The organism is Nonomuraea fuscirosea (genome assembly GCF_035917475.1).
Taxonomy (GTDB): Bacteria; Actinomycetota; Actinomycetes; order Streptosporangiales; family Streptosporangiaceae; genus Nonomuraea; species Nonomuraea fuscirosea.
In genome coordinates this window covers 923,366-946,584 of the sequence record NZ_CP109074.1, presented here as the reverse complement: position 1 = coordinate 946,584, position 23,219 = coordinate 923,366, and the positions used below count along the sequence as shown (strand labels likewise).

General features: G+C 72.3%; 21 protein-coding genes and 1 pseudogene. 5 read left to right on the top strand and 17 right to left on the bottom strand.

All coding sequences use genetic code 11. The annotated features are described in order from the left end of the window. Positions 1–4 precede the first annotated feature (4 nt). The 3 genes from OIE67_RS04250 to OIE67_RS04240 all read right to left on the bottom strand — a co-directional run bounded on the left by OIE67_RS04250 (position 5) and on the right by OIE67_RS04240 (position 3,784). On the bottom strand, positions 5–1,159 hold the full coding sequence (locus OIE67_RS04250) for an FxsB family cyclophane-forming radical SAM/SPASM peptide maturase (RefSeq protein ID WP_326645205.1): 1,155 nt from the start codon (positions 1,157–1,159) through the stop codon (positions 5–7). 235 nt (positions 1,160–1,394) lie between these two features. Then, positions 1,395–2,828 carry an MFS transporter gene (locus OIE67_RS04245; RefSeq protein ID WP_326636836.1) on the bottom strand — a complete coding sequence of 478 codons (1,434 nt, stop codon included), beginning with the start codon at positions 2,826–2,828 and terminating at the stop codon, positions 1,395–1,397. 230 nt (positions 2,829–3,058) lie between these two features. Next, positions 3,059–3,784, bottom strand: a complete 726-nt coding sequence (locus tag OIE67_RS04240; RefSeq protein ID WP_106238846.1) for an alpha/beta fold hydrolase — start codon at positions 3,782–3,784, stop codon at positions 3,059–3,061. A gap of 133 nt (positions 3,785–3,917) precedes the next feature. Between OIE67_RS04240 and OIE67_RS04235 the strand changes: the two genes are divergently transcribed. Further along, the gene (locus OIE67_RS04235; protein WP_326636833.1) at positions 3,918–4,787 is read left to right on the top strand and encodes a helix-turn-helix domain-containing protein; all 870 of its coding nucleotides are present in this window, start codon (positions 3,918–3,920) and stop codon (positions 4,785–4,787) included. Here the strand turns inward: OIE67_RS04235 and OIE67_RS04230 are convergent. From OIE67_RS04230 to OIE67_RS04190, 9 genes and pseudogenes are all read right to left on the bottom strand, one after another. Beyond that, positions 4,768–5,628: a hypothetical protein gene (locus OIE67_RS04230; RefSeq protein ID WP_326636831.1), complete on the bottom strand. Its 861-nt coding sequence runs from the start codon at positions 5,626–5,628 to the stop codon at positions 4,768–4,770. The genes OIE67_RS04235 and OIE67_RS04230 overlap by 20 nt on opposite strands. 21 nt (positions 5,629–5,649) lie before the next feature. Beyond that, positions 5,650–6,030 carry a peptidase inhibitor family I36 protein gene (locus tag OIE67_RS04225; RefSeq protein WP_326636829.1) on the bottom strand — a complete coding sequence of 127 codons (381 nt, stop codon included), beginning with the start codon at positions 6,028–6,030 and terminating at the stop codon, positions 5,650–5,652. A 207-nt stretch (positions 6,031–6,237) separates the two neighbouring features. Next, on the bottom strand, positions 6,238–6,837 hold the full coding sequence (locus OIE67_RS04220; RefSeq protein ID WP_326636827.1) for a hypothetical protein: 600 nt from the start codon (positions 6,835–6,837) through the stop codon (positions 6,238–6,240). 6 nt (positions 6,838–6,843) lie between these two features. After that, positions 6,844–7,695, bottom strand: a complete 852-nt coding sequence (locus OIE67_RS04215) for a carbohydrate ABC transporter permease (protein ID WP_181307368.1) — start codon at positions 7,693–7,695, stop codon at positions 6,844–6,846. Continuing rightward, complete coding sequence (locus OIE67_RS04210; RefSeq protein ID WP_106238859.1) at positions 7,692–8,651, bottom strand: carbohydrate ABC transporter permease; 960 nt, start codon at positions 8,649–8,651, stop codon at positions 7,692–7,694. Before OIE67_RS04210 ends, OIE67_RS04215 begins: the two co-directional genes overlap by 4 nt. Beyond that, complete coding sequence (locus OIE67_RS04205) at positions 8,651–9,979, bottom strand: ABC transporter substrate-binding protein (RefSeq protein WP_326636822.1); 1,329 nt, start codon at positions 9,977–9,979, stop codon at positions 8,651–8,653. Before OIE67_RS04205 ends, OIE67_RS04210 begins: the two co-directional genes overlap by 1 nt. 98 nt (positions 9,980–10,077) lie before the next feature. After that, a pseudogene (locus OIE67_RS04200) lies at positions 10,078–10,467 on the bottom strand (cupin domain-containing protein); the annotation flags it as partial. Then, positions 10,461–11,381, bottom strand: coding sequence for a DUF6807 domain-containing protein (locus OIE67_RS04195; RefSeq protein ID WP_326636820.1), 921 nt, complete (start codon positions 11,379–11,381; stop codon positions 10,461–10,463). The pseudogene OIE67_RS04200 and the gene OIE67_RS04195, both read right to left, overlap by 7 nt. Next, entirely contained in the window at positions 11,378–12,526 is a 1,149-nt protein-coding gene (locus OIE67_RS04190) for a Gfo/Idh/MocA family protein (protein ID WP_326636817.1), read from the bottom strand. Before OIE67_RS04190 ends, OIE67_RS04195 begins: the two co-directional genes overlap by 4 nt. Before the next feature lie 335 nt (positions 12,527–12,861). Between OIE67_RS04190 and OIE67_RS04185 the strand changes: the two genes are divergently transcribed. Further along, entirely contained in the window at positions 12,862–13,881 is a 1,020-nt protein-coding gene (locus OIE67_RS04185) for a LacI family DNA-binding transcriptional regulator (protein ID WP_326636816.1), read from the top strand. 53 nt (positions 13,882–13,934) lie between these two features. Here OIE67_RS04185 and OIE67_RS04180 read toward each other — a convergent pair whose 3' ends face one another. Then, positions 13,935–14,942 (bottom strand): alpha/beta hydrolase, encoded by a 1,008-nt coding sequence (locus OIE67_RS04180; protein WP_326636814.1) that lies wholly within the window; start codon positions 14,940–14,942, stop codon positions 13,935–13,937. A 77-nt stretch (positions 14,943–15,019) separates the two neighbouring features. Beyond that, positions 15,020–15,337, bottom strand: a complete 318-nt coding sequence (locus tag OIE67_RS04175; RefSeq protein ID WP_106238874.1) for a putative quinol monooxygenase — start codon at positions 15,335–15,337, stop codon at positions 15,020–15,022. A 157-nt stretch (positions 15,338–15,494) separates the two neighbouring features. On the opposite strand from OIE67_RS04175, the gene OIE67_RS04170 reads away from it, so the two are divergent. The 3 genes from OIE67_RS04170 (at position 15,495) to OIE67_RS04160 (ending at position 19,871) form a co-directional block, all read left to right on the top strand. Then, positions 15,495–16,388 carry an AraC family transcriptional regulator gene (locus OIE67_RS04170; protein ID WP_326636810.1) on the top strand — a complete coding sequence of 298 codons (894 nt, stop codon included), beginning with the start codon at positions 15,495–15,497 and terminating at the stop codon, positions 16,386–16,388. Positions 16,389–16,506: 118 nt separating this feature from the next. Beyond that, positions 16,507–17,595, top strand: a complete 1,089-nt coding sequence (locus OIE67_RS04165; RefSeq protein ID WP_326636808.1) for a LacI family DNA-binding transcriptional regulator — start codon at positions 16,507–16,509, stop codon at positions 17,593–17,595. Between the two features lie 68 nt (positions 17,596–17,663). Continuing rightward, complete coding sequence (locus OIE67_RS04160; RefSeq protein ID WP_326636807.1) at positions 17,664–19,871, top strand: glycosyl hydrolase family 28-related protein; 2,208 nt, start codon at positions 17,664–17,666, stop codon at positions 19,869–19,871. A 36-nt stretch (positions 19,872–19,907) separates the two neighbouring features. On the opposite strand, the gene OIE67_RS04155 is transcribed toward OIE67_RS04160, so the two are convergent. From OIE67_RS04155 to OIE67_RS04145, 3 genes are all read right to left on the bottom strand, one after another. Further along, entirely contained in the window at positions 19,908–21,350 is a 1,443-nt protein-coding gene (locus tag OIE67_RS04155; protein ID WP_326636805.1) for a sulfatase family protein, read from the bottom strand. Between the two features lie 73 nt (positions 21,351–21,423). Next, a complete protein-coding gene (locus OIE67_RS04150; RefSeq protein WP_326636803.1) occupies positions 21,424–22,266 on the bottom strand; it encodes a carbohydrate ABC transporter permease in 843 nt (280 codons plus the stop codon). Beyond that, on the bottom strand, positions 22,263–23,219 hold the full coding sequence (locus OIE67_RS04145) for a carbohydrate ABC transporter permease (protein ID WP_326636801.1): 957 nt from the start codon (positions 23,217–23,219) through the stop codon (positions 22,263–22,265). Before OIE67_RS04145 ends, OIE67_RS04150 begins: the two co-directional genes overlap by 4 nt.

Genomic DNA, 23,219 nt, shown 5'->3' with positions numbered 1-23,219 from the left:
CCTTTCAGCGAGAAGCGCGGCGGAGGTCGCCGACGAGGCGGTTGTGGATGTGCCCGATCAGCCGGTAGAGGTCCGGGCAGTACACGGACGGGTTGAGGAAGCCCGTGCCGGGCCGGTAACGGTGGGGGTAGAGGCCCGCCCCGCAGACGCGGCCGAACCGGCAGTCGCGGCAGGTGTCGCTCAGCGCGTCGGCGCCCAGTTGCCTGGCCACCATTCCGGGGTGGGTGAGGGCCAGGTCGAAGGGGTGGTCGACCACGTTCAGGCCGGTGACGGGCGCGCCGTGCCGGACGACCTTGAGCGAGTCGGTCTGTTCGATCGTGCCGTCGGTCTCGATGACCACCAGCGTGGACGGCGTCAGCCCGACCGCCTCACTGGCCGACGCGCCGCCCAGCATCAGGGTGACGATCTCCTGAAAGAGGCGGACGACCGTTTCACCGCTGCGTCCGTACCAGTGGTCGAAAACGGCGATCAGCCAGTCGCCATAGGGCGTATTCGACGGGTCGGATGATCGATACGGCGGTGGCGATTCCCAGGTGCCGTGCGGCAGCAGGAAATCCACCATCGGCGGCTCGAATTGCACCAGCGACTCATATGTTTCGACAGGGTCGTTCGCCAGGTCCACCGTGCACAACAGGCCGGTGTAGAGCGGACGGAACTCCGGGCCGCGCAGCAGGGCCAGCGCGTCGGCGACGGCGTCGTAACTGCTGCGGCCGTCGACGTAGCGGCGGTTGCGGTCGTTGGCCCCTCTACCGCCGTCGAGGCTGATGCCCACCCGCACGTCGAGCTCGCGGAACGTGCGCAGCGCGGCCTCGTCCAGGAGCACCCCGTTGGTCTGGACGACGGCGTCGACGTGCAGGCCGCCCGGCGCCGCCGCGCGTAACGTCTCCACGACCTTGCGCAGGTAGGCGTGGCCCGCCAGCAGCGGCTCGCCGCCGTGCAGGATCAGCCGGACCGAGCGCAGGTTGTGGGCGGTGGCGTGCTCGGCGATGCGGCCGGCGACGGCCGTGACCAGGTCGGGGGCCATGACCATGGGTTTGGAGCGCCAGCTCTGGTCGGCGAGCGTGTAGACGTAGCAGTAGTCGCAGGCGAGGTTGCAGCGGCTGTGCACCTTGAGCAGGAACTGCCGGAAGGGGCGGGGACGCCAGCCGTCCTTCAGCATTCGGGCCACGTCGAGAGTGTCGGGCCACTCTCCCGCTGGATCCTCCCCCTGATACGTCAATCCTGTTACACCCCGCACCGCCGGAAATATCCGAGTGAATGACGATGCTATCCGAGACGCCATGCGATGGGGAGAACCAGTTTGCTACCCCTGGCAAATTCCCGCATATTCAGTGACCGGTTTGCGCGGCATTTATTTCCTGTTTTCGGTCGGCACCGGGAACGCGTCCGTCGGCTCAGCCGCGGGCGGTGACCCCGCTCCTGGCCCGGGGACGGTGGCCGGTTACCTCGTGGCCGGCGTCGGGGCGTAGGCGCAGCATCAGCAGGGCGCCGGCCAGTGCGATCGCGCCGGTCAGCACGAACGCGAGCGAGAAGTCCCCCTGCGTGAGCGGGGTCGTGGCCGGGCCGTGCGAGACCTGGAGGATGATCGCGGCGGCGGCCACGCCTAGCGCCACCGAGATCTGCTGGGTCATGCTGAAGAACGTCGAGGCCGCCGCCCGGTCGGCGGGGCCGATGTCGGCGAACGACAGCGTGTTGATGCCGGTGAACTCGATCGACCGGGTGACGCCGGCGGCGAAGGCCACCAGGGCGACCACGGCGAAGCCGGTGCCGGCGTCCACCAGGCCGAGCGCACCGATCGACAGGGCCACCGCCACGCCGTTGCCGGCCAGCACCGTACGGAAGCCGAGCCGGCGCATCAGCGGCGTGGTCACCGTCTTCACGACCAGGTTGCCCAGGAAGTACACCAGCACGACCTGCCCCGCCTCCAGCGGTGTCAGCCGCCACGCCTCCTGCAGCATGAGCGGGAGCAGGAACGGGGTCGCGCTGATCGCCAGCCGGATGAGGTTGCCCGCGTGCAGGGTGGTGGCGGCGAACGTGGGCACCCGCAGCGGTCCCAGCGCGATCAGTGGGTGGGCGGTTCGGCGGAACCACCACACGGCGGCCACGCCCACCAGGCAGCCGATGGCGAGCAGGGCGAGGTCCAGACCGAGCGCCGAAGGCTGCGCCAGCTCGGACAGGCCGTAGATCGTCAGGCTGAGCGCGGTGACGATCAGGACCGTGCCCACGCGGTCCAGCGGCTTGGGGTCCGGCTCGCGCACATCCGGGATGTACGCCAGCACCAGCGCGATTCCGGCCAGGGCGAACGGCACGTTGAGCAGGAAGATCCACGGCCAGCCGTACCAGGTGGTCAGCGCGCCGCCGACGACCGGGGCGATGACCGGCGCGATCAGGGCCGGCCAGGTGATCAGTGCCGTGGCGCGGAGCAGGTCCTGTTTGCCGGCGTTCTTGAGCACGATGATGCGGCCGACCGGCATCATCAGGGCGCCGCCGATGCCCTGGATCACGCGGGCTAGGACGAACTGCCACAACTCCGTACAGGCCGCGCAGCCGATCGAGGCCAGGCCGAAGATCACGATGGCGAGGGCGAACACCCGCTTGGCGCCGTACCGGTCCGACAGCCAGCCGCCGAGCGGGATGAAGGCCGCGCCGGCGACGACGTACGCCGTGATGCCGACGTTCACGCTGACGACGTCCACGCCGAAAGTCTGCGCCAGTTGCGGGAGCGAGGTGTTGATGATCGTGATGTCGAGGTTCTGCATGAAGAAGGCCACGGCCACGATCAGTGCCACCCGCCGGGGTGCGGATCCTTCGGTGGTGTCGGCCGTCATGCGAGTGGAGCGTGAGGGGCGTGCGTCATGTTCTCTCCGGGGGTTCCGGCTGTGCCGGCCTCGCGTCGGGGTCACGAGGCTCATCAGGCCGGATCGGCTGTTCGCCGACCATGGTCACACATGGGCGAGGGGCGGTTGGGCAGCGGGTGTGCGGGCGCGGGTCCGCCGTGGAGACCGGCCGCGCGGCGGGCGTCCGGGAGCCGGCCCGCCGCGGGGACCGCCCCCTCGGGTCAGGCGAGTTTGAGCAGGAGGTCGGTGAGTTCGGCCGGCATGGTGATCATGCAGTCGTGGCCGGTCGGCAGTTCCCAGACCTGGGCGGGGCGGCCGTTCGGCTGCACCTCGGGGACGGGACGGCGGACGACGCCCTCCGGCTTGCCGACGGTGCAGTGGATGTGGGTACGGGGGATCGCCCGCGCGGCCGGGCCGCCCAGCCGGACCGGCTGCTGGAGGCAGCGCACCGGCTGATCCGACAGCATCGTGCGCAGCCAGGCGACGTCCGCCGGGTCGGTGACCCCGAACAGGCCCGCGGGCGGCGGCAGCTCGGGCATCGGCGGCACCCGCCAGCCGTCGCCGGACGCCGCGGCGAGCTCGATCAGTTGCCGCGTCACGGGCATGACGTCCTCCGCGCTCTCCCCGTCCTCCGGGACCATCGCGTCGAGGTAGACCAGCTCCGCGATCCGGTCGGGGACCTGCCCGGCCACGGACGAGATGACCAGCCCGGCGTAACTGTGCCCGACCAGCACCACCTCGGTGAGATCTTCCTCGGTGATCAGCCGGACGACGTCGGCGACATGCGTGTCCAGGCCCACCTCGGGGCCGAGCAGGTGCGCCTGGTCGCCGTAGCCGGTCAGTGAAGGCGCGAACGCCCGGTGCCCGGCCGCCTCCAGCAGCGGGACCACCCGCTTCCAGCACTCCCCGCTGTGCCAGGCGCCGTGTACCAGCAGATATGTCGACATGATGAGCTCTCCTCGCCTTGTGAATCCTTCGCCGGCCACGCTGCCCGCCGGGCCGGGGCACAGCCAGGGCCGCCGCGATCCTGGGGGTGACAGGACCAGGCACGTACGCGGCCCCGGCACATACCGTGGAGGGATGAGCGAGCGATCGAACCCGCTGGGCGACTACGTACGGGCCCGGCGCGAGCTCGTCACCCCCGAGCAGGCCGGCATCCCCGTCCTGGGCGTGCGGCGGGTGCCGGGCCTGCGCAGGGAGGAGGTGGCGATGCTGGCCGGCATCAGCGCCGACTACTACCTGCGCCTGGAGCAGGGCCGCGACCGCAACCCGTCCGTGCAGGTGCTCGAATCCCTGGCCCGCGTGCTGCGGCTGGACGACGCCGCGACGGCGTACCTGCTGAGCCTCGCCGCCGCCGAACCCCGGCGGCGGCGCCGGCGCCGGCCGCGCAAGGAGAGCGTGCCTCCCGGCGTCGCCCAGCTCGTCACCACGCTCGCGCTGCCCGCGTACGTCGAGGGCCGCTACCTCGACGTCCTGGCCGCCAACGCGCTCGCGACCGCTCTGTCACCGCGCCTCGTGCCGGGGGCGAACCGGCTGCGGGACGCGTTCCTCGACCCGGCCGAGCAAGCCCTCTACCCGGAGTGGGAGAGCGCCGGCGCGGGCATGGTCGCCGGCTTCCGCGCGTCCGTCGGCACCGACACCGACGACCCGAGGTTCATCGAGCTGGTCGGTGAGCTCTCCCTGGCCAGCCCCCGGTTCAGCCGGCTCTGGGCCCGCCACGACGTGAACGCGTGCGAGGGCGAGCCCAAGCGGATCGACCATCCCCAGCTCGGCGTGCTCCGGCTGAACCGGGAGCGGCTGGGCGTCGGCGGCGGGCGTACGCTCGTCATCTACCACCCGGACCCCGGCAGCGACGACGCCGAGAAACTGACCCTCCTCGCCGCCGCCACCCAACCGTCACAAGATCGTGAACCGAGCCGGCCGTCGCCGGTCACCGTGCCGCGGCGATGATCGTGCGGGCGGTCTCCAGCTGCCGGTCCTTGGCCGCCTTCAGCGCCTCGAACGCCTCCCGATGGGCGCGGACGGCGTCCTCCTGAAGGCGTCGCTCGGCCGCTGCCCAGACCGCGACGAGACCGGTCCTCGCCTTGCACCGCTCATCCGCCCGCGCCGCCCGGATCTCCTCCTCCGTGGCCGGGCCGCCGTCCAGCCACCGCTGGTCGGCGACGGCGGAAAGGGGGTCGTCGTAGCGCCACCCCTCGGCCCGCATGCACGCGCTCCACGCCCGGAAGACCCGCACGACCTCCGCCTCACGCCGCGACTGCTCGAACGTCCGGGTGATGAGCTGGTTGAACAGCGCTGAGTCCACCTTCGGCGCCCCCTGCCCGATGCGCGCCCGCGCCCGCGGCAGGCAGCCGCCGCGCTCGTCGTACGCGGCCCGCCGCTGCTGCTCCGACAGGCTCGCGGTACGGCTCTCGCCCGCCGCGCTCCGCCGGGCCACGGAGGGGCGGTCGGGGGCGACGTGGTAGCCGTACCGGCGGGCGACCTCCGGTTCGACGACGCCGTAGCGGCGGCGGTTCGGCGGCTCCAGGTCCTCCTCGGCCGACGGCGGCAGCGTCTCCCAGGCCAGGCCCCTGCTCCGCATGCAGTCGCCGACGAGGAGGTCCTCGGCGCGTTCGATGACCGAGAGGTCGGCGGGGGTGAAGTTGTAGCGGTCGAACGGCAACGAGATCGCCCGCGCCTGCTCACCCGGAGGCGGCACCGGGGGCGGCGGCGACGCGCAGGCCGCGGCCAGCGGCAGCGCGGCCAGGAGCGCCGCGACCCTGCGACGCCGCCGGGCGGACATCTCGCTCACCGAACCCTGTGACCCCGGACGTTACGGGCTGACCCGCTTGACGGAGCTCGTCTTGTTGTCGAAGCCGTTGTTCGTCAGGTCGCTGTCGGACGATCCCGGCGCGGCCGCGTAGCCGTAGGAGCCCGAGCAGTTGGCGTTGTTGTAGAACTGGATCCGGCCGGCCGACGGGTTGCGCATGGAGCTGGCCTTGTTGTTCAGCGTGGTCACGTTGGCGCAGGTGTTGTTGCTGGTGAAGAGGAACTCCTGCTCGGCGCCGGCGTAGTCGTCGTGCTCGTACAGGCAGAAGCTGAGCCCGCACGAACTGGCCAGCCGGGCGTCGGCCTGCGCGGTGGCGCCCACCGTCATCAGGCTGGTCAATGCCAGCGCCACGACACCCGCCCGGCGCACCGACGTTCTCTTCATAAACGACCCCGTTCTCCGCTGGGTTGCGATTCGTCAAGATCATGACAGGTGATCCCAGCCTGCGCCAGGGGTCCTGGTCCCACCGGCGGCGCGGGCCTGTCGCCGCCGCCGTCCCTCACCGCACCGCCGGGGCCGGGCTCACGGCCGGACGAACTTGAGCGAGCTCGTCTTGTTGTCGAAGCCGAGCCGGAGGACGGCGGGAAGGGGTCAGCTCCGGGATGGTGGGGAGGAGCGCAGGTCCACCGCCGTGGCGGCGAAGGCCAGCGGCCCCGGCAGCAGCGGGATGAGCATGGGGATCGACCAGGCGAGCAGCGCGGCCAGCAGCACGGCGCAGGCCAGCAGGAGGGTGCCGCGCGGGTCGACGGCCGTGCGGCGCAGCGCCTCGCGCGCCGAGAGCGCGTACGGCTCCGCGAGCGCGGTGGCGCGCAGCCCGACGACCGCGCCGCCCAGGGCGAGCAGGGCCAGGGCGGACGCCATCACGCCCGCCCCCGGCAGCCCGGCACGTACGAGAGCGGCGTCCACCAGCAGGACCACGACGACCACCGGCAGCGCGAGCCCGGCGGCCAGGCCGCGCGCGGACAGGCGGGCGCGCAGGTGGCCGAAGTACGCGCCGGCCGTGACGTGCCCGCCCTCGGCGGACCGCCGGAGCGAGGCCGAGGCGGCGGCGAACGCGGCCGGAAGCGTGACGACCGGGAGGCTGGCGACGGCGGTCAGCAGGCCGACGAGCAGCATGTCCGCGAAGAGCGTGAAGCCGGGGCCGAACAGCTCCCCCGGCTCACGGCGGGGCGCGGAGGGCAGGCGCGGCACGCCGGCTCAGCCCTTCAGCCCGGAGGTGGCCATGCCCTGCACCAGGTAGCGCTGGAACACGAAGAAGAACAGCACGATCGGCAGCACGGAGATCACCGACATGGCGAACATGGGCCCGTACGCCGAGGTGCTGGACTGGTCGACGAAGCTGCGCAGGGCCAGGGTGACGGTGAACTTCTCCGGCGCGAACAGGTAGATCATCTGGGTCAGGAAGTCGTTCCAGGCCCAGAGGAACGTGAAGATCGCCGTCGTGATCAGCGCCGGCCGGCTCAGCGGCAGCGTGATCGACCAGTACGTACGGAACGGCCCGCAACCGTCGATCCGGGCCGACTCCTCCAGCTCACGCGGCAGCCCGCGCATGAACTGCACGATGAGGAAGACGAAGAACGCCTCGGTGGCCAGGAACTTCGGCAGGATCAGCGGCCAGTACGTGTCCACCAGGCCGAGCCGGTTGAAGATGATGTACTGCGGGATCAGCACCACGTGGTGCGGCAGCATCAGCGTGGCCACCATGAAGGCGAACATCACCTTCCGCATCCGGAAACGCAGCCGGGCGAAGGCGTAGGCGGCCAGCGAGCAGGAGAGCACGTTCCCGATGACGGCGCCGCCCGCGATCAGCAGCGTGTTGCCGAACAGCCGGGTGATCGAGACGCCGGACACCCCTTCCAGGGCGGTCGTGTAGTTCGACCACTCCAGGTGGCTGGGCCACAGGTCGAGGCTGGTCACCACCTCGTCGGCCGGCTTCAGCGACGTGGCCAGCAGCCAGACCAGCGGATACAGCAGGATCAGCAGGCTGACGACCGCGATGGCGTGCGGCAGCCACTTCCTCCTGGCCACCCCGAACGTAGCGGCGTTCATCGTCCCTCCTCGTCGGCGTAGAAGACCCAGGACCGCGACGTGCGGAACAGGATCACGGTGACCACGCCGATGGCGATCAGCAGCAGCCAGGCCATCGCCGCCGCGTACCCCATGTGCGAGGCGGTGAAGCCGCGCTCGTACAGGTAGAGCGTGTAGAACATGGTGGAGTCGGCCGGGCCGCCCTTGCCGCCGCTGATGGCGAAGGCGGGGGTGAAGACCTGGAACGACTGGATGATCTCCAGCACCAGGTTGAAGAAGACGACCGGCGACAACATCGGCACGGTGACGGAGACGAACTTGCGCCAGGCGCCGGCGCCGTCGAGGGAGGCGGCCTCGTACAGGTCGGGTGAGATCTGCTGCAAGCCCGCCAGGAAGATCACCATCGGCGCCCCGAACTGCCACACCGCGAGCAGGACGACCGCGAACACCGCCAGGTTCGGGTTGCCGACCCAGCCGCCGGTGTCGATGCCGATCGAGCCCAGGACGTCGGGCACCGAGCCGCCGTCGTTGAACAGCGCCCGCCACACCAGGGCGATCGACATGCTCGCCCCGAGCAGGGAGGGCGCGTAGAACGCCGAACGGTAGAAGCCGCGGCCCCTGCTGCTGAGGTTCTTCAGCAGCATCGCCGCGCCCAGCGCGAGGGCCAGCTTCAGCGGGACGGCCACGACGACGTACAGCATGGTCGTGCCGACCGAGCGCCAGTAGCGGGGGTCCCCGGCCAGCATCTCGGCGTAGTTGCGCAGGCCCACCCACTGCGGCGGGTCGAACAGGTTGTAGTCCGTGAACGACAGGTACAGCGACACGGCCATCGGCAGCAGGGTCAGCACGCCCGCGCCGAGCATCCAGGGCGACAGGAACACGTAGGCGGGCCACTGCTTCTCGCGCACCCGGCGGCGGCCCTCCGTCACCGTACCCCGTGGGGCGCGCGCGGGCGCGCTGGTCGACAAGGTGCTCATTACCTCAGCTCCCGGTTGGCCTCGTCGATGAGCTCGCGCGCCGCCTGCCTGGGGGTGGCCAGCTCGAACATGACCCGCTGGTACACGCGGGTGAAGGCGGTCTGGATGGCGACGTCGCCGCTGGGCGGCGCGGTGGGCGGCGCGTCCAGGCCGTACTGCTCCATCTTCTGCGCGTACTGGTAGATCTCCACCTCAGGGCCTTCGAGGGTCTTGGCCACGTTGGCGGCGATCAGCCGGTTCGGCGGGGTCGATCGGGTGAATCCCTGGATGTCGCCCGCCCGTGGGTCGTTGATCAGGAAGTCGATCAGCTGGGCCGCCTCCTTGGGGTGCGCGGTGTGCGCGCCGATGGCGAGGAGCATGCTGGGCTTGAAGTACGAGCCCGCGCGCCCGCCGGTCGTCGGCACCGGCATGAAGTGGATCTGGTCGCCGAGCAGCGTCGTGTAGCCGGGGAAGGGCGCGTCCCAGGTGAAGTCGGCGGCCGTCAGCCCGCGGCCCATGGGGCTGGTCTCGGTGCTGCCGGCCTGCGCGGTGTCCGCCGCCGACGCGACCGCGCCCTCCCTGCGCATCCGGTCGAAGTAGGTCCAGAACTCGGTGAGGTCGTCCTCGGTGAACCCGAGCCGGCTCTGGTCGGCGTAGAGCTGCCCGCCCCGGCTGCGCAGCCAGGTCTCGAAGATGTCCTCGTTGCCGCCGCCGTCGTTGGCGCCCGTGACCGGCCTCCCGTCGGGGCCCTTCAGCCCGAGGGCGGCGATGGCCTTGTTGGCCTGCTCGAAGTCCTCCCAGGTCCAGCTCGGCCGCGGCGCGGAGACGCCGGCCTTCTGGTAGAGGGCGGAGTCGTAGGCGTAGCCGGTGATGCCGCGGCCCTGCGGGACGGCGTACTGCCTGCCCTGGAAGGTCCCGGTGCGCAGGAAGCCGCGGTCGATCTCGGAGGTGCGGATGGTCCCGTCACCGACGAAGGAGTCGAGCCGCAGGAGCGCGCCGCCGTCGGCGTACTGGGTGATCTGCCGGTAGTCGACCTGGGCCACGTCCGGGATGCCGCCGCCGGCCGCCTGGGTGGCCAATTTCTGCACGTACGCCCCGAACTCGCCGTTCGAGGTGCGGACGGTGATGCCGGGGTGCTCGCGTTCGAAGAGGCGGACGGCCTCCTGGGTGCGCGCGGCCCGGTCGTCGTTGCCCCACCAGCTGAAGGTGAGGGTCACGCCCCGGGACGACGACGCTCCTGCGCCCTCCGTGGAGCAGCCGGTGAGCGTGGACGCGAACGCGGTGCCGAGCGCGGCCAGGACGGCGCGGCGGCTGGGGGGCGGGCGCAGGCAGCCGGGTGGCTCGGGCATGGGGCCTCTCCTGGTCGGATCGTGAAGGGGGGACACGGGCGGCGCTCTCAGATGCCCGGGTAGACGTCCAGGCGGCCGCACATGCCGAAGCGCCCGCGCGCGGCGGGGATGCGGACGGCGGCTGCGTACGTCTCCGGGTCCGCGAGCAGGTCCTGCGGCAGGGTGAGCACCGCGTCCCCCGCCTCGGGCAGGCCGCTGTTCTGCATGACGACGACGATCTCCAGGCCGCCCTCGTTGATCAGGCGATGGATGGTGCCGGGCGTGAACCAGGCCACGACGCCCGGCTCCAATGGCGTCTCCCGGTAGCCGGAGGTGGTCAGGGTCTGCACGGCTCCCCTGCCGGCCGTCACCACGTACCCCTCGCTGCAGGTGAGGTGGAGGTGCGGCGTGCCGCCGCCGGCCCGGCCGTCCACGGCGGGCCAGTCGTAGACGCGCAGCCTGGACACGCCGACCGCCCCGGGGAACCCGTCGTAGGCCGCGCTCACCAGGCGTGCCCCGCGAGGTGCGCGGCGACCTGGTCGCGGTCCCACGCGCCGTCGGCGACGACGACGCGGTAGGCGCGGGCGAGCGTGTCGCCGGGTTCGAGGACCAGCTCCTCGTGGAACGCCCACGAGGGCGCGACGGCGGCGAACGGGTCGCTGCGCACGAACCAGTGCGCCGGGTGCGTGCCCTGCTCGCCCGTGTGGTCGTTGGACGGGGCGTGCTCGAAGACGACCGTGGCGTGCCCGTCGCGTCCGTCGTGCTCGCCCACGTACGCCAGCCAGGGCGCCTGGCTGCCCATCAGGTCGCCGCCGTCCGCCTCGGCGGTGAACACCCGGCCGCCGCGGAAGGCGCGCGGCCCGCGCCAGAACAGCCCGGTGTAGCCGGCCGCCGGGCGGCCATGGGTGGTGGGGCTGCCGAAGCGCAGCGGCTCGGCCCGCCGGTTGGTCACCGCCGACGTCCAGGTCAGCGACCAGCTGCCGCTCTCCTGGTCGACGCGGGCCTCGATGCGGCGCTCCTCCTCGGCCCACAGCTCGCCCCCGTACGGGTGCCAGGTGAGCCGCTCCCGTATGACAGCGCTGTCAACATGGGCGTGCACGTCCTCGAACGCCACGTGGGCCATCGAGCCGACCCGCTCGGGCAGCCGCAGGTAGCCCTCACCGTGCACGTAGGTGTTGCCGCCCCACAGGTTCTGGCCGGACAGGTGGGAGGCCGTCAGCTGCAGGCCCTTGTGCCAGCGGTGGTCGTTGGGGCGGTAGTCGGTGACGAGCCCGCCCGACAGCGTCCTGATCGGATGCAGGTACGGCTTGGGCGCCTCCCACGCGGCCTCGGGCCGGTAGACGTAGGCGAACAGCTCCGTCCCCGTCGCCTCGTACGCCACCGTGATCCGGTCGCCGTGGGCGTGGGTCAGTGCCAGGGTCATGCGTGTTCCTCTTCCTCGCGCGGAGCGGCCGGCGCCCACCCGGGGGCGCCGCCGTGCAATGCGGTGTAGTAGGGGTCGCCGGGGCCGATCTCGCCGGCCAGGACGGGAGCGTCGGTGAACGCCGACTTGTACAGGGCGGTGATGAACTCCAGCGTCTGACGGCCGCCCGCGCCGCTGGTCGGGTGGCGCCGCCCGGCCCTGATGTCGGCGACGAGGGCGCGCAGCTGGGCCAGGTGCGAGCTCGGCTCGTCGGCCCCGAAGTCCTGCCAGGCGGCAACGGTCTCCTCGGGTACGCCGGGGGCGGGGGTGATGCGCCAGTTCGCGTTGCGGTAGCCGTACAGGTGGGTCAGCTCGATCGTGGCCAGCTCGCAGTCGATGCGGATGCGGCTGACCTCGTCGGGGCTCAGCACGCTGTTGACCACCGTGGCCAGGGCGCCGCCGGCGAAGCGGACCTGCGCGGTGGAGACGTCCTCGGTCTCCACGTCGTGCACGAGCCTGGCCGCCATGCCGCGCACCTCGGCCCACGGGCCGAGCAGGTCGAGCAGCAGGTCCATCTGGTGGATGCCGTGCCCCATGGCTGGGCCGCCGCCCTCGGTGGCCCAGCGCCCGCGCCACGGCACGGCGTAGTAGGCGCGATCGCGGTACCACGTGGTCTGGCAGTGGGCGACCAGCGACCGGCCGAACGCCTGCGACCGCAGCAGCCGGCGCACGTGGTGCGCGCCGGAGCCGAAGCGGTGCTGGAAGACGATGGACGCGTACGGCTCCGCGTCGCCGCCCGGCTCCGCCGCGCTGATGGCGTCGAAGTCGGCCAGCGACGGGCACGGCGGCTTCTCGCACCACACCCAGGCGCCGGCCCGCAGCGCGGCCACGGACTGCTCCCGGTGCACGGCGGGCGGCGTGGCCAGCACCACCAGGTCGGGGCGTACATCGGCGAGCATCGCGTCGAGGTCGGTGAAGGCGCCGGGGATGCCGTGCTCGGCGGCCACGGCGCGCGCCGCCGCCTCGTCGATGTCCGCCACGGCGACGACCTCGACCTCGCCCTGGGCGGCCAGCTTCGCGAGGGCGGGCAGGTGGCTGGCGCGGGCGATCCCTCCCGTGCCGGCCACGGCCGTGCGCAGCGGGAGGTTCGAGCCAAGCGGAGACATGCGGACCCTCTCGTGGGGGCAGGGGGAACGGAGCGCGACCGGTCGGGCTGTGACGCGGACCCCGGCCCCGCACCCGCTCCCGCGGGCACGCGGACCCGTCCGCAGGTATGTGCCGGGCCGCCTCCTCATCAGCTGTTCCAACGTTGTAACAGCCGCTTTCACCGCGGGTCAACCCTTCGGTGGGAAAATGAGACGGCGCCGCCTGGGCCGCCGCGCCTTCGTAGCGCCAGGCCCTCCGGCCTGCCCAGAAACCCACGAACCCCCTGTCCGGCCGGGCATAATGCAGGCAGACAGAGGGTGAGGGCCGGGCAGTGGCGGCAGTGACGCTGAAGGACGTGGCGGATCGCGCGGGCGTGTCGATCAAAACCGTTTCCAACGTTGTACGCGGGGTACCGAAGGTGTCGGCGGCGACGCGGGACCGGGTGACCCGTGCCGTGCACGAGCTCGGCTACCGGCCCAACCCGTCGGCGCGCCGGCTCCGTACCGGTCGCAGCGGGCTGATCGCGCTCGCCGTCCCCAACCTGACGACGCCCTACTTCGCGGAGCTGGCCCAGCACGTCCGCGCGGAGGCCGCCCGGCTCGGCCTCACCGTGCTCATCGAGGAGACGATGGGCGACGCGAAGGAGGAGTTGCGCCTGGCCACCGGCGTCGGGGCCGACCTGCTCGACGGCGTGATCCTCTCCCCGCTGCACGTCTCGCTCGACGAGCTGGCCCCCGTCACCCACGAGATCCCCCTCGTGCTGCTCGGCGAGCGCGGCTACGAGCGCGACCGGATCACCGCCGACCACGTCATGATCGACAACGTCGCGGCGGCGCGTGACGTGACCGCGCACCTGGCCGGGCTGGGCCGGACCAGGATCGCCGCCATCGGGGTGACGATCACGCCGTCCGCCTCCGCCCGGCAGCGCCTGGAAGGCTTCCACCAGGCCCTGCACCAGGCCGGGCTCACGTACGATCCGCGCCTCGCGCCCGCGATCAGGCGGTTCGACCGCCCCGACGGCCTGCTCGCCATGCGCGACCTGCTCTCCCTGCCGGCCGGGGTCCGCCCCGACGCGGTCTTCTGCTTCAGCGACCTGCTGGCGATCGGGGCGCAGCGGGCCCTGTACGAGGCGGGCGTGGACTGCCCTGGGGAGGTGGCGGTGGCGGGCATCGACGGGTCGCAGGAGGCGCTCTACAGCACGCCGTCGCTGACCACGGTGATCCCCGACAAGGCCGCCATCGCCTCGCTGGCGGTCAGGTGCCTGGCCGATCGCATCGGGTCGGCGGGGCCGCTGCCGTTCGAGGTGCATCTGGCGCCGTACCGGCTGGTCGCACGGGAGTCGACGGAGGGCGTGCGCCGACCGCTGCCCGTGTGACCGGGGGCTGGGGCGCGGGCTTCCCCGGGCGGCCCTCAGCTGTCCGGCGGTCCTCAGGTGCGGGCGTGCTCGGGGCGGGTGAGCGTGCGGGTGAGCCAGTCGGTACGGGTGCGGCGGGCGGCGGTGGACAGGCCGGCCTCGGGGAAGAGGGCGTCGAAGCCGTGGAAACCGCCCGCCCAGACGTGCAGCTCGGCCTGGCCGCCCGCGGCCCAGATGCGGGTGGCGTACGCCACGTCCTCGTCACGGAAGACCTCGGCCGAGCCGGCGTCGACGTACGTGGTGGGCAGGCCGGACAGGTCGTCGGCCCTGGCGGGTGAGGCGTAGGCGGGCACCTGGTCGTCGGGCAGGTCCCCGAGCAGGGCCTTCCAGGCGAACGCGTTGCTCTCGCGGGTCCACACGCCGGGCTCGCCGGCGTACTGGCGGCTGGAGGCGGTGGTGTTGCGGTGGTCGAGCATGGGGCAGATCAGCACCTGGGCCGCGAGCGCCGGCGCGCCGCGGTCGCGGGCCATGAGCGTGACGCCCGCGGCCAGGCCGCCGCCGGCGCTGGTGCCCGCGACGACGATCCGGTCGGGGTCGATGCCGAGGTCGGCGGCGTGCTCGGCCAGCCACAGCAGGCCGTGGTAACAGTCCTCGACGGGGGTGGTGCCGCCGGTCTCCGGGGCGAGCCGGTAGCCGACGGTGACCACGACGGCGCCGAGCCGGTCGAGCCATTCGAGGGGGATGTCGAGCTGCGAGAACCGGTCGCCCATGATCATTCCGCCGCCGTGGATCCAGTAGACGCACGGCGCTCCGGCTCGATTTCCGGGCTCCGCTTCAGGACGGTCGCCGGGGTCGGTGCCGGCGGCGGCCGTGGGGGTGAGGATCGTCATCGGGATCGGCGCGCCGCCGGAGCCGGGGACGGTGACCTCGCGCCGGTCGACGGCCCGGCCGGCCAGCAGCGGTTCGACCGGCACCGAGGTCATGCGGCGCAGCTCGGTGAGGATCTGCGGGGTGATCTCCTGGACCAGCGGCATGCCGGCGAGCAGGGAGTTCAGCTCGGGGTCGAGAGCGGGTCGGGACATGAGGGTTCCTTTCTGCGGGGGAAAGCGGGGAAGTGCTCAGGTCTGAGGTGGGGCGGGGCTCTGCGCCGGGGGCGGCGTCAGAAGGCGGCCTTGCCGCCGACCGGCACGTAGTCCGTGTACGGGGACTGCGCGGCGACCAGTTCCTGGACCCGCGCGACGAGGTCCTGGGCGGCCTGGCCGGCGAAGAGCCGGTGGTGCTCCTCCTCGCTGGTCCAGCCCTCGGTGACGTGGACGACGTCGGGGTCGGAGGCCGACCGGCTGACGAGGTAGACCAGGCAGTGCTCGCTCGCGGCGGGGTTGCCCTCGTCCAGGCCGGTCAGCAACAGCTCGGCCAGCCGCTCCCCCATGCCGGGCCTGGCGGTCATGGCGGCGTTGAACCCGTATCCGATCTTCACGGCGATGCTCCTTTGCGGATGTACGTTCCTCCAGCCGGGTGATGCTCGCCCCCCAGCCGGCTGACTCCATTCCACCGCTTGAGCTGGCCAGAGGGTAGAACGAACCTCCTCGCTTCTTGCCTGATCCTCCACCTCAAAGGTGTGATGGAATCCGAGCATGGGATTCGACGAGCTCCGCGCGGCGCTGGCCCGGCACCTCCGGCCCGACGAGGCCACCGACATCGACGGCCTGCACATCGCGCGGGCCGATCGTGCGGGCCCGCCGTCGCCCTCGATGTCCGGCACGGTGCTGGCGGTCCTCGCCCAGGGCGCCAAACGGCTCATGGTGGGCGACCGCGCCCTCGAATACCGTCCTGGCAGCTACCTGGTGGCCTCCGTGGACCTGCCCGTGACCGGCTCCTTCGTGGACGTGACCCCGGAGCACCCGGCGCTGGGGCTGGCGCTGGTCCTGGAGCCGCGGGCCATCGCCGACCTGCTCCTGCACGCGGGCGCCCGCGACCTGCCCCACCCTCGGGCGGGGGCGCTGCCGGGCATCGCCGTGGCCGGCATGACGGCCGAACTGCTCGACGCGCTGATCCGCCTGGTGCACCTGCTGGACCACCCGCGCGACCGGGAGGTGCTGGCGCCGCTGGTCAAGCGCGAGATCCTCTGGCGGCTGATCACCGGGGAGCAGGGCGACGCCGTACGCCAGCTCGGTCTGGCCGACAGCAGTCTCAGCCACGTCTCCAGGGCCGTCCGGTGGATCCAGGACCACTACGCCGAGCCGTTCCGCGTCGAGGAGCTGGCCCGGCTGACCGGCATGAGCCCGTCGGCGTTCTACCGGCACTTCCAGACCGTCACCGCGCTGAGCCCGATCCAGTTCCAGAAGCAGATCCGCCTCCAGCGGGCCCGGCTGCTGCTCGCCACCCGCGCCCACGACGTCACCGCCGTCGCGCACCGCGTCGGCTACGACAGCCCCTCCCAGTTCAGCCGCGAATACCGGCGTCAGTACGGCGTCCCGCCCAGCCACGACGCCGCCCGCCTCCATCCCGCCGCCACCTCCGCGCCGTGACGCGGTCGCCATGAAGTGATCATGGTAATGCGGATTATTACTGGGGTTTCACTCTTGACGCCACGGCCGGTGAGGTCGCAGACTCCGTGCTGTCGCCCTTGATCGAGGAGAGGGAGCCGTGGCGAGACGTCTCACGCAGCAGGACATCGCCCGCATGGCGGGAGTGAGCCAGACGACCGTGTCGCTGGTGCTCAACAACCGCGCGGAAGGTGCTGTGCGCATCTCTCCCGAGACCAGGGAGCGCGTGATCCGGGTGATCAAGGAGACCGGCTACATCGCCGACCCGGCCGCGCGCCGGCTGGCCGAGGGCCGCAACCGCATCCTCGGCGTCTTCACCTACGAGGCGGTCTTCCCGGCCACCAGTGCCGACTTCTACCATCCGTTCCTGGTCGGCATCGAGGAGTGCACCGAGGAGGCCGGCTGCGACCTGCTGCTGTTCACCAGCGCTCGGGCCTCGGGCGGGCGGCGGCGGATCTTCGACCAGGACAGCCGGGTGCGGCTGGCCGACGGGTGCGTGCTGCTCGGCCACACGGTCGACCGTGACGACCTGGCCCGGCTCATCACCGACCAGATCCCGTTCGTGTCGGTGGGCCGCCGCGACGACGCGGGCGGGCCGGTGCCGTACGTGGGCGCCGACTACGCCTCCGCCGCCGGCGCCCTGGTCCGGCGCGCGGTGGCGCTCGGGCACCGCAGGCTCGTCTACGTCGGGGCCGGAGCGGGCGCGGAGTCCTGGGTCGACCGCCACCGCGGCTTCCTGGACGCGGTGACGACCCTCGGCGTCGAGGGCGTCATGGTGAACGCCACCCCGGGCGCGGACCCGCCACCCGGCACACCTGGCGTGGGCCCGCCCGGCGTTCAGGGCGGCGCGCCCGGCGTGGACGCGGTGCTCGGGACCGGGGCCACGGTCGCGTTCTTCGAGGAGCAGGCGGACGCCGTCGCGTTCGTGGCGGCGGCCCGGCACCGGATCTCCATCCCGGCAGACCTGTCCGTGGTCACGCTCGGCTCGGCCACCCGGCCGGTCCGCTCCGACATCGACTTCACCGGATTCCGCATCCCCCGGCGCGAGATGGGCCGCAGGGCCGTCGAGCTGCTGACCGGGGTGATCGAGAGCGGCGGCACCCCCCAGGAGCTGCTGCCCTGCGACCTCATCGAGGGCTCCACGCTCGCCGCCGTGACCGGTGGCGGGCCCCGGCCTCCCGCGTCCTGATCGTCTTCGTTCTCACCCGGCCGCGGCACATCTGAGCAGCGGGCCGGGCCGCAAGGGGTGAACCAGCCATGTACTCTCGTCGCGCCTTCGTCACGCTCGCCGCCGGCACGGCCGCCTTACCGCTGCTGCCGGGAACGGCCGCATCCGCCGCAACCGTCACGTCGGCCACGCCGGTCACGCCCGCCGACCACCTGGACCCGACGGCGTTCACCTCGGTCCTCACCGCGCTCCCGCCCGACCCGTACGCCGTCGTGCTCGGCGGGCCGGGCTTCGAGGCCCCGGCCGACGGCGCGGGGGACGCCACGGCGGCGCTGCAGGCGGCCGTGGACGAGGCGTCGCGGCGCGGGATCGCGAACGGGCTCGGCGACATCCTCGGCGGCGCCCGCGACTTCCCGCCCGGCGACGGCGGCGGCGTGGTGCTCGTCCCCGAGGGCACGTACCGGCTGTCGGCCCCCGTGAACGTGCACGACTCCGTCCGCGTGATCGGCTTCGGCCGCAAGCGGCCCCGCTTCGTCCTCGGGGCGAACTCCCCCGGCTACGCATCCGGCACGCCGCGCGACGTGTTCGCCTTCCGCCGGCGCCCGGTCGGCGGCCCCGTCACGTACGCGAACAACGACACCTTCGGCTCCGCGCTGGTGAACCTGGACATCACCATCGAGCCGGGCAACCCGGACGCGATCGCCGTGCGGTTCGGCGGCGCGCAGCTCTGCCTGCTCCAGGACCTCGACATCGACGCCGGTCAGGGCCGTGCGGGCATCGACCACAACGCCAACCTGATCCACCGGGTACGGGTGCGCGGCGGCGAGGTCGGCCTGAACGCCTTCGCCGCCTCGGCCGGCTGGCAGACGACGCTGCTCGACTGCCGGTTCGAGGGCCAGCGCCGGGCCGCGGTGCTGCTGAACAACGACGCCAAGCTCGTCGTCGTCAGGGCGATCGTCGCGCGCACCCCGCGGGCGTTCGAGTCGGCGCCCGGCCAGTGGCAGCATCTCTACGTCCAGGACTCCCACTTCCAGGACGTCGGCGACGTCGCCGTGGTGCTCAACGACAGCGCGTCGATCCCCGGCGCGGACGACGACCGGATCCGCCGCAGCAACCAGCTGACCCTGCTCAACTGCACCACCTCGGCCACCGGGGACCTGCTCCTGCTGGCCGGCAGCGGCGCGCGCACCGCCGCCGGGCGGCCGTCGGCGCTGGTCCGCGAGCTGACGTACGGGCTGCGGGTCGAACGCGCGCTGAGCGGCAGGGAGACCAGACGCGAGGGCGTGCACGCCGACCTCACGGCGGGCGCCCCCGTGGCCAGGGTCCGGGCGAACCTGCGCCCCGACACCCCGCCGCCGCCACCGGTCCGGACGTGGGTGAGCGTCGCCGACGTCGCGGCCGGGATGGGCCGCACCATCGGCGCGGGCGAGGACGACCTGGCCGTCTTCCAGGCGGCCGTGGACCGGCACGACACGGTGTTCGTCCCGATCGGCCGGTACGTGCTGTCCGGCACGCTCAAGCTGCGGCGTACGTCCAGCCTGATCGGCCTGCACCCCCGGCAGACCTGGCTGCTCGCCGCCGACGGCCACCCGAACTTCACCGACCCCGCCGCGCCGCGAGCGCTGGTGTCCACCCCGCGCGGCGGCCGGAACGTCGTCACGGGCCTCGGCCTGGACACCGCCCGGCAGACGGCCGGCGCGGTCAACCTCCTCTGGCGCTCCGGCGCGGACTCCTACCTGGCGGACGTCACCACCCAGTTCGTCAAGTGGCATCCGGCCGACGCCCCGTCGGGCGACCCCGGCTACACCTACAGGGGCGCGCACAAGTACGGCATCTGGGTGAGCGGCGGCGGCGGCACGTTCGCCAACGTGTGGAGCATGAACGGCTGGGCCGAGAACGGCCTGCTCGTCGAGGACACCGACGTCCCCGCCCGCCTGTACGAGATCTCCGTCGAGCACCACGAGACCCGCGAGGTGGTGCTGCGCGGGGTGTCGGGATGGCGGTTCCTCGGGCTGCAGACGGAGGACCACATCTACGGCTGGCGCTCGCAGGCGGTCGAGATCGAGCGCGGCCGGGACATCCTGCTGGCCAACTCGGTCCTCTTCCGCGTGGCCACCGTCCTCGGCCCGCACCCGTACGGGGTGAGCGTGCGCGACAGCCGCCGGGTGACCCTGCGCGGCAACCGCGGCTACCGCGACAAGACGCCCGAGTTCACCCAGTGGGGCGCCGCGGTGTTCGACCACCGCAGCGGGCGCGGCGTCCCCGAGATCGAGTTCACCCTGATCGGCATCGCGTGACCGACCCCGCGGCCGAGCAGCCGGCGACCTACGTCCTCACCAGTCCCCGAGCCGGGGCTGGCTGCGGTCCTCGGTGGCGACCAGGACGTCGAGCAGAGACTCCTGGAGTTCGGCGCGCACGGCGGCGTGGGCCGGGTCGTCCCACAGGTTGTCCAGCTCCGCCGGGTCGCGGTCCAGGTCGTACAGCTCGCCGGTGCGGGCCCGGGTGGTGGAGGGGGCGCCGTGGTAGACGACGATCTTCCAGTGGTCCCGCCTGAGCATCGTGGTGTGCACGGGCTCCGGGTACGGGTGGCCGCTGTTGCGGTATTCGCACAGGGCCCAGCCCCTGACCGGCGCGTCCTGCTCGCCGCGGGCCAGTGGCAGCAGGTCCAGCCCCTGCCCGCGCGGCAGGGGCGGCGCGCCGGCCGCGGCGAGGAACGTGGACGCCAGGTCGATCCACTGGACGAGCTCCGCCCGCCGTTCCCCGGCGGGCAGCCCGGCCGGCCAGCGCATGAGGAGCGGGACCCGGACGGCGCACTCGTACATCATCGGGCCCTTGAGCATGAGCTGGTGGTCGCCGAGCATCTCGCCGTGGTCGCTGGTGAAGACGACCAGGGTGTTCTCGGCCAGGCCCGTCTCGTCGAGGGCGGCGAGGATGCGGCCCACCTCGTCGTCCACGAGACTCACCATCGCGTAGTAGTTGACCTTGACGTCGTGCAGCTCGGACTCGGTGTACTCGACGTAGCCGCGGGCGTGGCCGGCGTACGAGCGGTGCGAGGCCTCGGTGAGCACGGGGGGCTTGCCGGCGAGTTCCTGGTCGCGGGTGACCGGACGCCGCAGCGGCTTGTCCCGGTAGGCGTCGGCGTACTCCTTCGGCGCGCCGAAGCCGTGGTGCGGGTCGAAGAAGTTGGCCACGAAGAAGAACGGCTTGCCGGGATCGCGGGAGCGCCGCAGGTAGTCGATGGTCTCGTTCCCGATCCACCGGCTGTAGTGGAACTCGGTGGGCATCGCGTCGAAGCCGGTGCCCGCGCCGGCCTGGACGGCGGACTCGTACAGGTCGGGCCGGACGGCGCGCAGCCACCGGTGGTAGGCGTTCTCGGACGATCCCGGGTAGGGGTCGTGGGCCCACCGGAACACGCGGAAGCCGTCGTCGAGCCGCGGTTCGAGCCGGCCGCCCGAGCAGGCTCCGCCGACGTGGAACTTGCCGACCAGGCCGCAGTCGTAGCCGTGGTCGGCCAGATCGCGTGAGAACAGCCGCTCGTGGGCGGGCAGGCCGACGCCGTTCGCCCAGGCGCCGTGCGCGTGGACGTGGCGGCCGGACATCAGGCTGGCGCGGGAGGGGCCGCAGACGGGGCTGTTGACGTAGCAGTTCTCGAACAGCACGCCCTGCTCGGCCAGCCGGTCGAGGTGGGGCGTGTGGATCTCGTCGTTGCCGTACGCGCCCAGCGCGTCGAAGCGTTGCTGGTCGGTGCAGATGAGCAGGATGTTCGGTGCGTTCATGGTCCTCAATCGGGGTCGGTCGCGCCGGGCCCGCCCGGCTCGGGCGGGCCCGGCTCGGGCGGGGGTCAGCGCGTCAGGACTTCACGGCTCCGGCGACGCCTTCGACGAAGTAGCGCTGGAGCGCGAGGAAGACGAGGAGCAGCGGGACCAGCGAGATGGTGCCCGCGGCGGCGAGGCCGGACCAGTCGGTGGAGTTGGTGCCGCGGAAGGCGAGCATGCCCACCGAGAGCGTGCGCAGGTCCGGGCGGCTGAAGGTGAAGACCAGCGGCAGGAGGAAGTTGTTCCAGGCCGCCAGGAAGGTCATCACGCTCACGGTCGCGGTGACCGGGCCGGCCAGGGGCAGCACGACGCGGAAGAACGTACGCAGGAAGCCCGCGCCGTCCATGATCGCCGCCTCTTCGAGCTCACGCGGGATGCGGTTGAAGTAGCCGGCGTAGAGCAGGACGGCGGCGACGTGTCCGCCGCCCGCGAGGGCGAGGATGATGCCGGTACGCGAGTTCAGCAGCCCGAGCAGGTCGCTGAGCTCGACCACGGGGATGATGGTCAGGCCGCCGGGGGCGAACAGCGTGGCCACCAGCACGCCGACGACCACGCGCTTGCCGATGAACTCGCGGCGGGCGATGACGTAGCCGGCCAGGGCGCAGCGCAGGACGACCAGGACCACCGTGCCCAGGGTGACGATCACGCTGTTCACCGTGTAGAGCCCGAAGTCGGCGTCCTGCCAGGCCCGCGCGTAGTTCTCGAAGTGCGGCGAGCCGGGGAGCAGGCCGAGCCCGCCGGAGAAGACCCCCAGCGAGTCCTTCAAGGAGGCGGAGACGATCCAGAGCAGCGGATAGATCCACACCACGCAGATGACGGCGAGCACGGCCACCTGGGCCCAGACGCCCAGACGGCGGCGGCGGAGGGCGGCGTTCATGAGCTGCTCCTGACCCGGTTCGCGTAGCGGAGGCCGACGGCCTGGATCGCGGCGAAGACGAGCGTGAAGACCCCGAACAGCACGCCGAGCGCCGCGCCGTAGCCGAGCCGGGGCGTGGTGCCGGCGAAGGCCTGCTGGTAGATGTAGACCTCCGTGGTCAGGGTGGAGAAGAACGGCCCGCCGTTCGTCATGGTCAGGACCAGGTCGAAGATCTGCATGGTCTCGATGGCCGTGAGCAGCGCGATGATGATCAGGAACGGCCTCAGCATCGGCAGCGTCACGTACCGCAGCGCCGCCCAGCCGCCCGCGCCGTCCGTCCGCGCGGCCTCGTAGACCGTGACGGGGATGGTCTGGAGCGCCGCCAGCCAGTAGACGAGGGTGATCCCGAACCACTTCCACATGTGCACGCCCATCACCGTCCACAGGGAGGTGGCGGGGTCGCCCAGGAAGTCGACGGGCTGGTCGACGATCCCGAGGTCGAGCAGCAGCTGGTTCACCGGCCCGCCGGCGGGGTCGAAGATGAACCCCATGACCACGCCGATGATCGCCGTCGTCGTCACCACGGGCACGAACAGCGCGGTCCTGAACAGCTTGGCCAGGGGCAGCCGCGGGTTGTTCAGGACGAGCGCGACCAGCAGGCTCAGCGCGACGCGCAGCGGCACGGTCACCGCGATGATCAGCAGGGTGACCCCGAGCGACTTCCAGAACAGCGGGTCGCCGAACGCCTCGCGGTAGTTGGCCAGGCCGATGAAGGGGCGTTCCGCGCCGAGGCCGTTCCAGTCGAGCAGGGAGTAGTACAGGCCGGAGACGATCGGCCAGATCGTGTACATGCCGAACAGCACGACGGTGGGCAGCAGGAAGACGTACGACCAGCGTTCGGCCCAGATTCTGGCGGCGAGCCCCCGGCGGCGGGCCGGCGCGAGCCGGCCGCCCGCCGGGGCCTTCCGCGTCAT

Excerpts from the sequence above, each read along its gene's own strand:
- OIE67_RS04250 (WP_326645205.1), bottom strand. The coding sequence starts at position 1,159 with ATGCTGAAGGACGGCTGGCGTCCCCGCCCCTTCCGGCAGTTCCTGCTC.
- OIE67_RS04245 (WP_326636836.1), bottom strand. The coding sequence starts at position 2,828 with ATGACGGCCGACACCACCGAAGGATCCGCACCCCGGCGGGTGGCACTG.
- OIE67_RS04240 (WP_106238846.1), bottom strand. The coding sequence starts at position 3,784 with ATGTCGACATATCTGCTGGTACACGGCGCCTGGCACAGCGGGGAGTGC.
- OIE67_RS04235 (WP_326636833.1), top strand. The coding sequence starts at position 3,918 with ATGAGCGAGCGATCGAACCCGCTGGGCGACTACGTACGGGCCCGGCGC.
- OIE67_RS04225 (WP_326636829.1), bottom strand. The coding sequence starts at position 6,030 with ATGAAGAGAACGTCGGTGCGCCGGGCGGGTGTCGTGGCGCTGGCATTG.
- OIE67_RS04215 (WP_181307368.1), bottom strand. The coding sequence starts at position 7,695 with ATGAACGCCGCTACGTTCGGGGTGGCCAGGAGGAAGTGGCTGCCGCAC.
- OIE67_RS04210 (WP_106238859.1), bottom strand. The coding sequence starts at position 8,651 with ATGAGCACCTTGTCGACCAGCGCGCCCGCGCGCGCCCCACGGGGTACG.
- OIE67_RS04205 (WP_326636822.1), bottom strand. The coding sequence starts at position 9,979 with ATGCCCGAGCCACCCGGCTGCCTGCGCCCGCCCCCCAGCCGCCGCGCC.
- OIE67_RS04195 (WP_326636820.1), bottom strand. The coding sequence starts at position 11,381 with ATGACCCTGGCACTGACCCACGCCCACGGCGACCGGATCACGGTGGCG.
- OIE67_RS04190 (WP_326636817.1), bottom strand. The coding sequence starts at position 12,526 with ATGTCTCCGCTTGGCTCGAACCTCCCGCTGCGCACGGCCGTGGCCGGC.
- OIE67_RS04180 (WP_326636814.1), bottom strand. The coding sequence starts at position 14,942 with ATGTCCCGACCCGCTCTCGACCCCGAGCTGAACTCCCTGCTCGCCGGC.
- OIE67_RS04170 (WP_326636810.1), top strand. The coding sequence starts at position 15,495 with ATGGGATTCGACGAGCTCCGCGCGGCGCTGGCCCGGCACCTCCGGCCC.
- OIE67_RS04160 (WP_326636807.1), top strand. The coding sequence starts at position 17,664 with ATGTACTCTCGTCGCGCCTTCGTCACGCTCGCCGCCGGCACGGCCGCC.
- OIE67_RS04155 (WP_326636805.1), bottom strand. The coding sequence starts at position 21,350 with ATGAACGCACCGAACATCCTGCTCATCTGCACCGACCAGCAACGCTTC.
- OIE67_RS04150 (WP_326636803.1), bottom strand. The coding sequence starts at position 22,266 with ATGAACGCCGCCCTCCGCCGCCGCCGTCTGGGCGTCTGGGCCCAGGTG.
- OIE67_RS04145 (WP_326636801.1), bottom strand. The coding sequence starts at position 23,219 with ATGACGCGGAAGGCCCCGGCGGGCGGCCGGCTCGCGCCGGCCCGCCGC.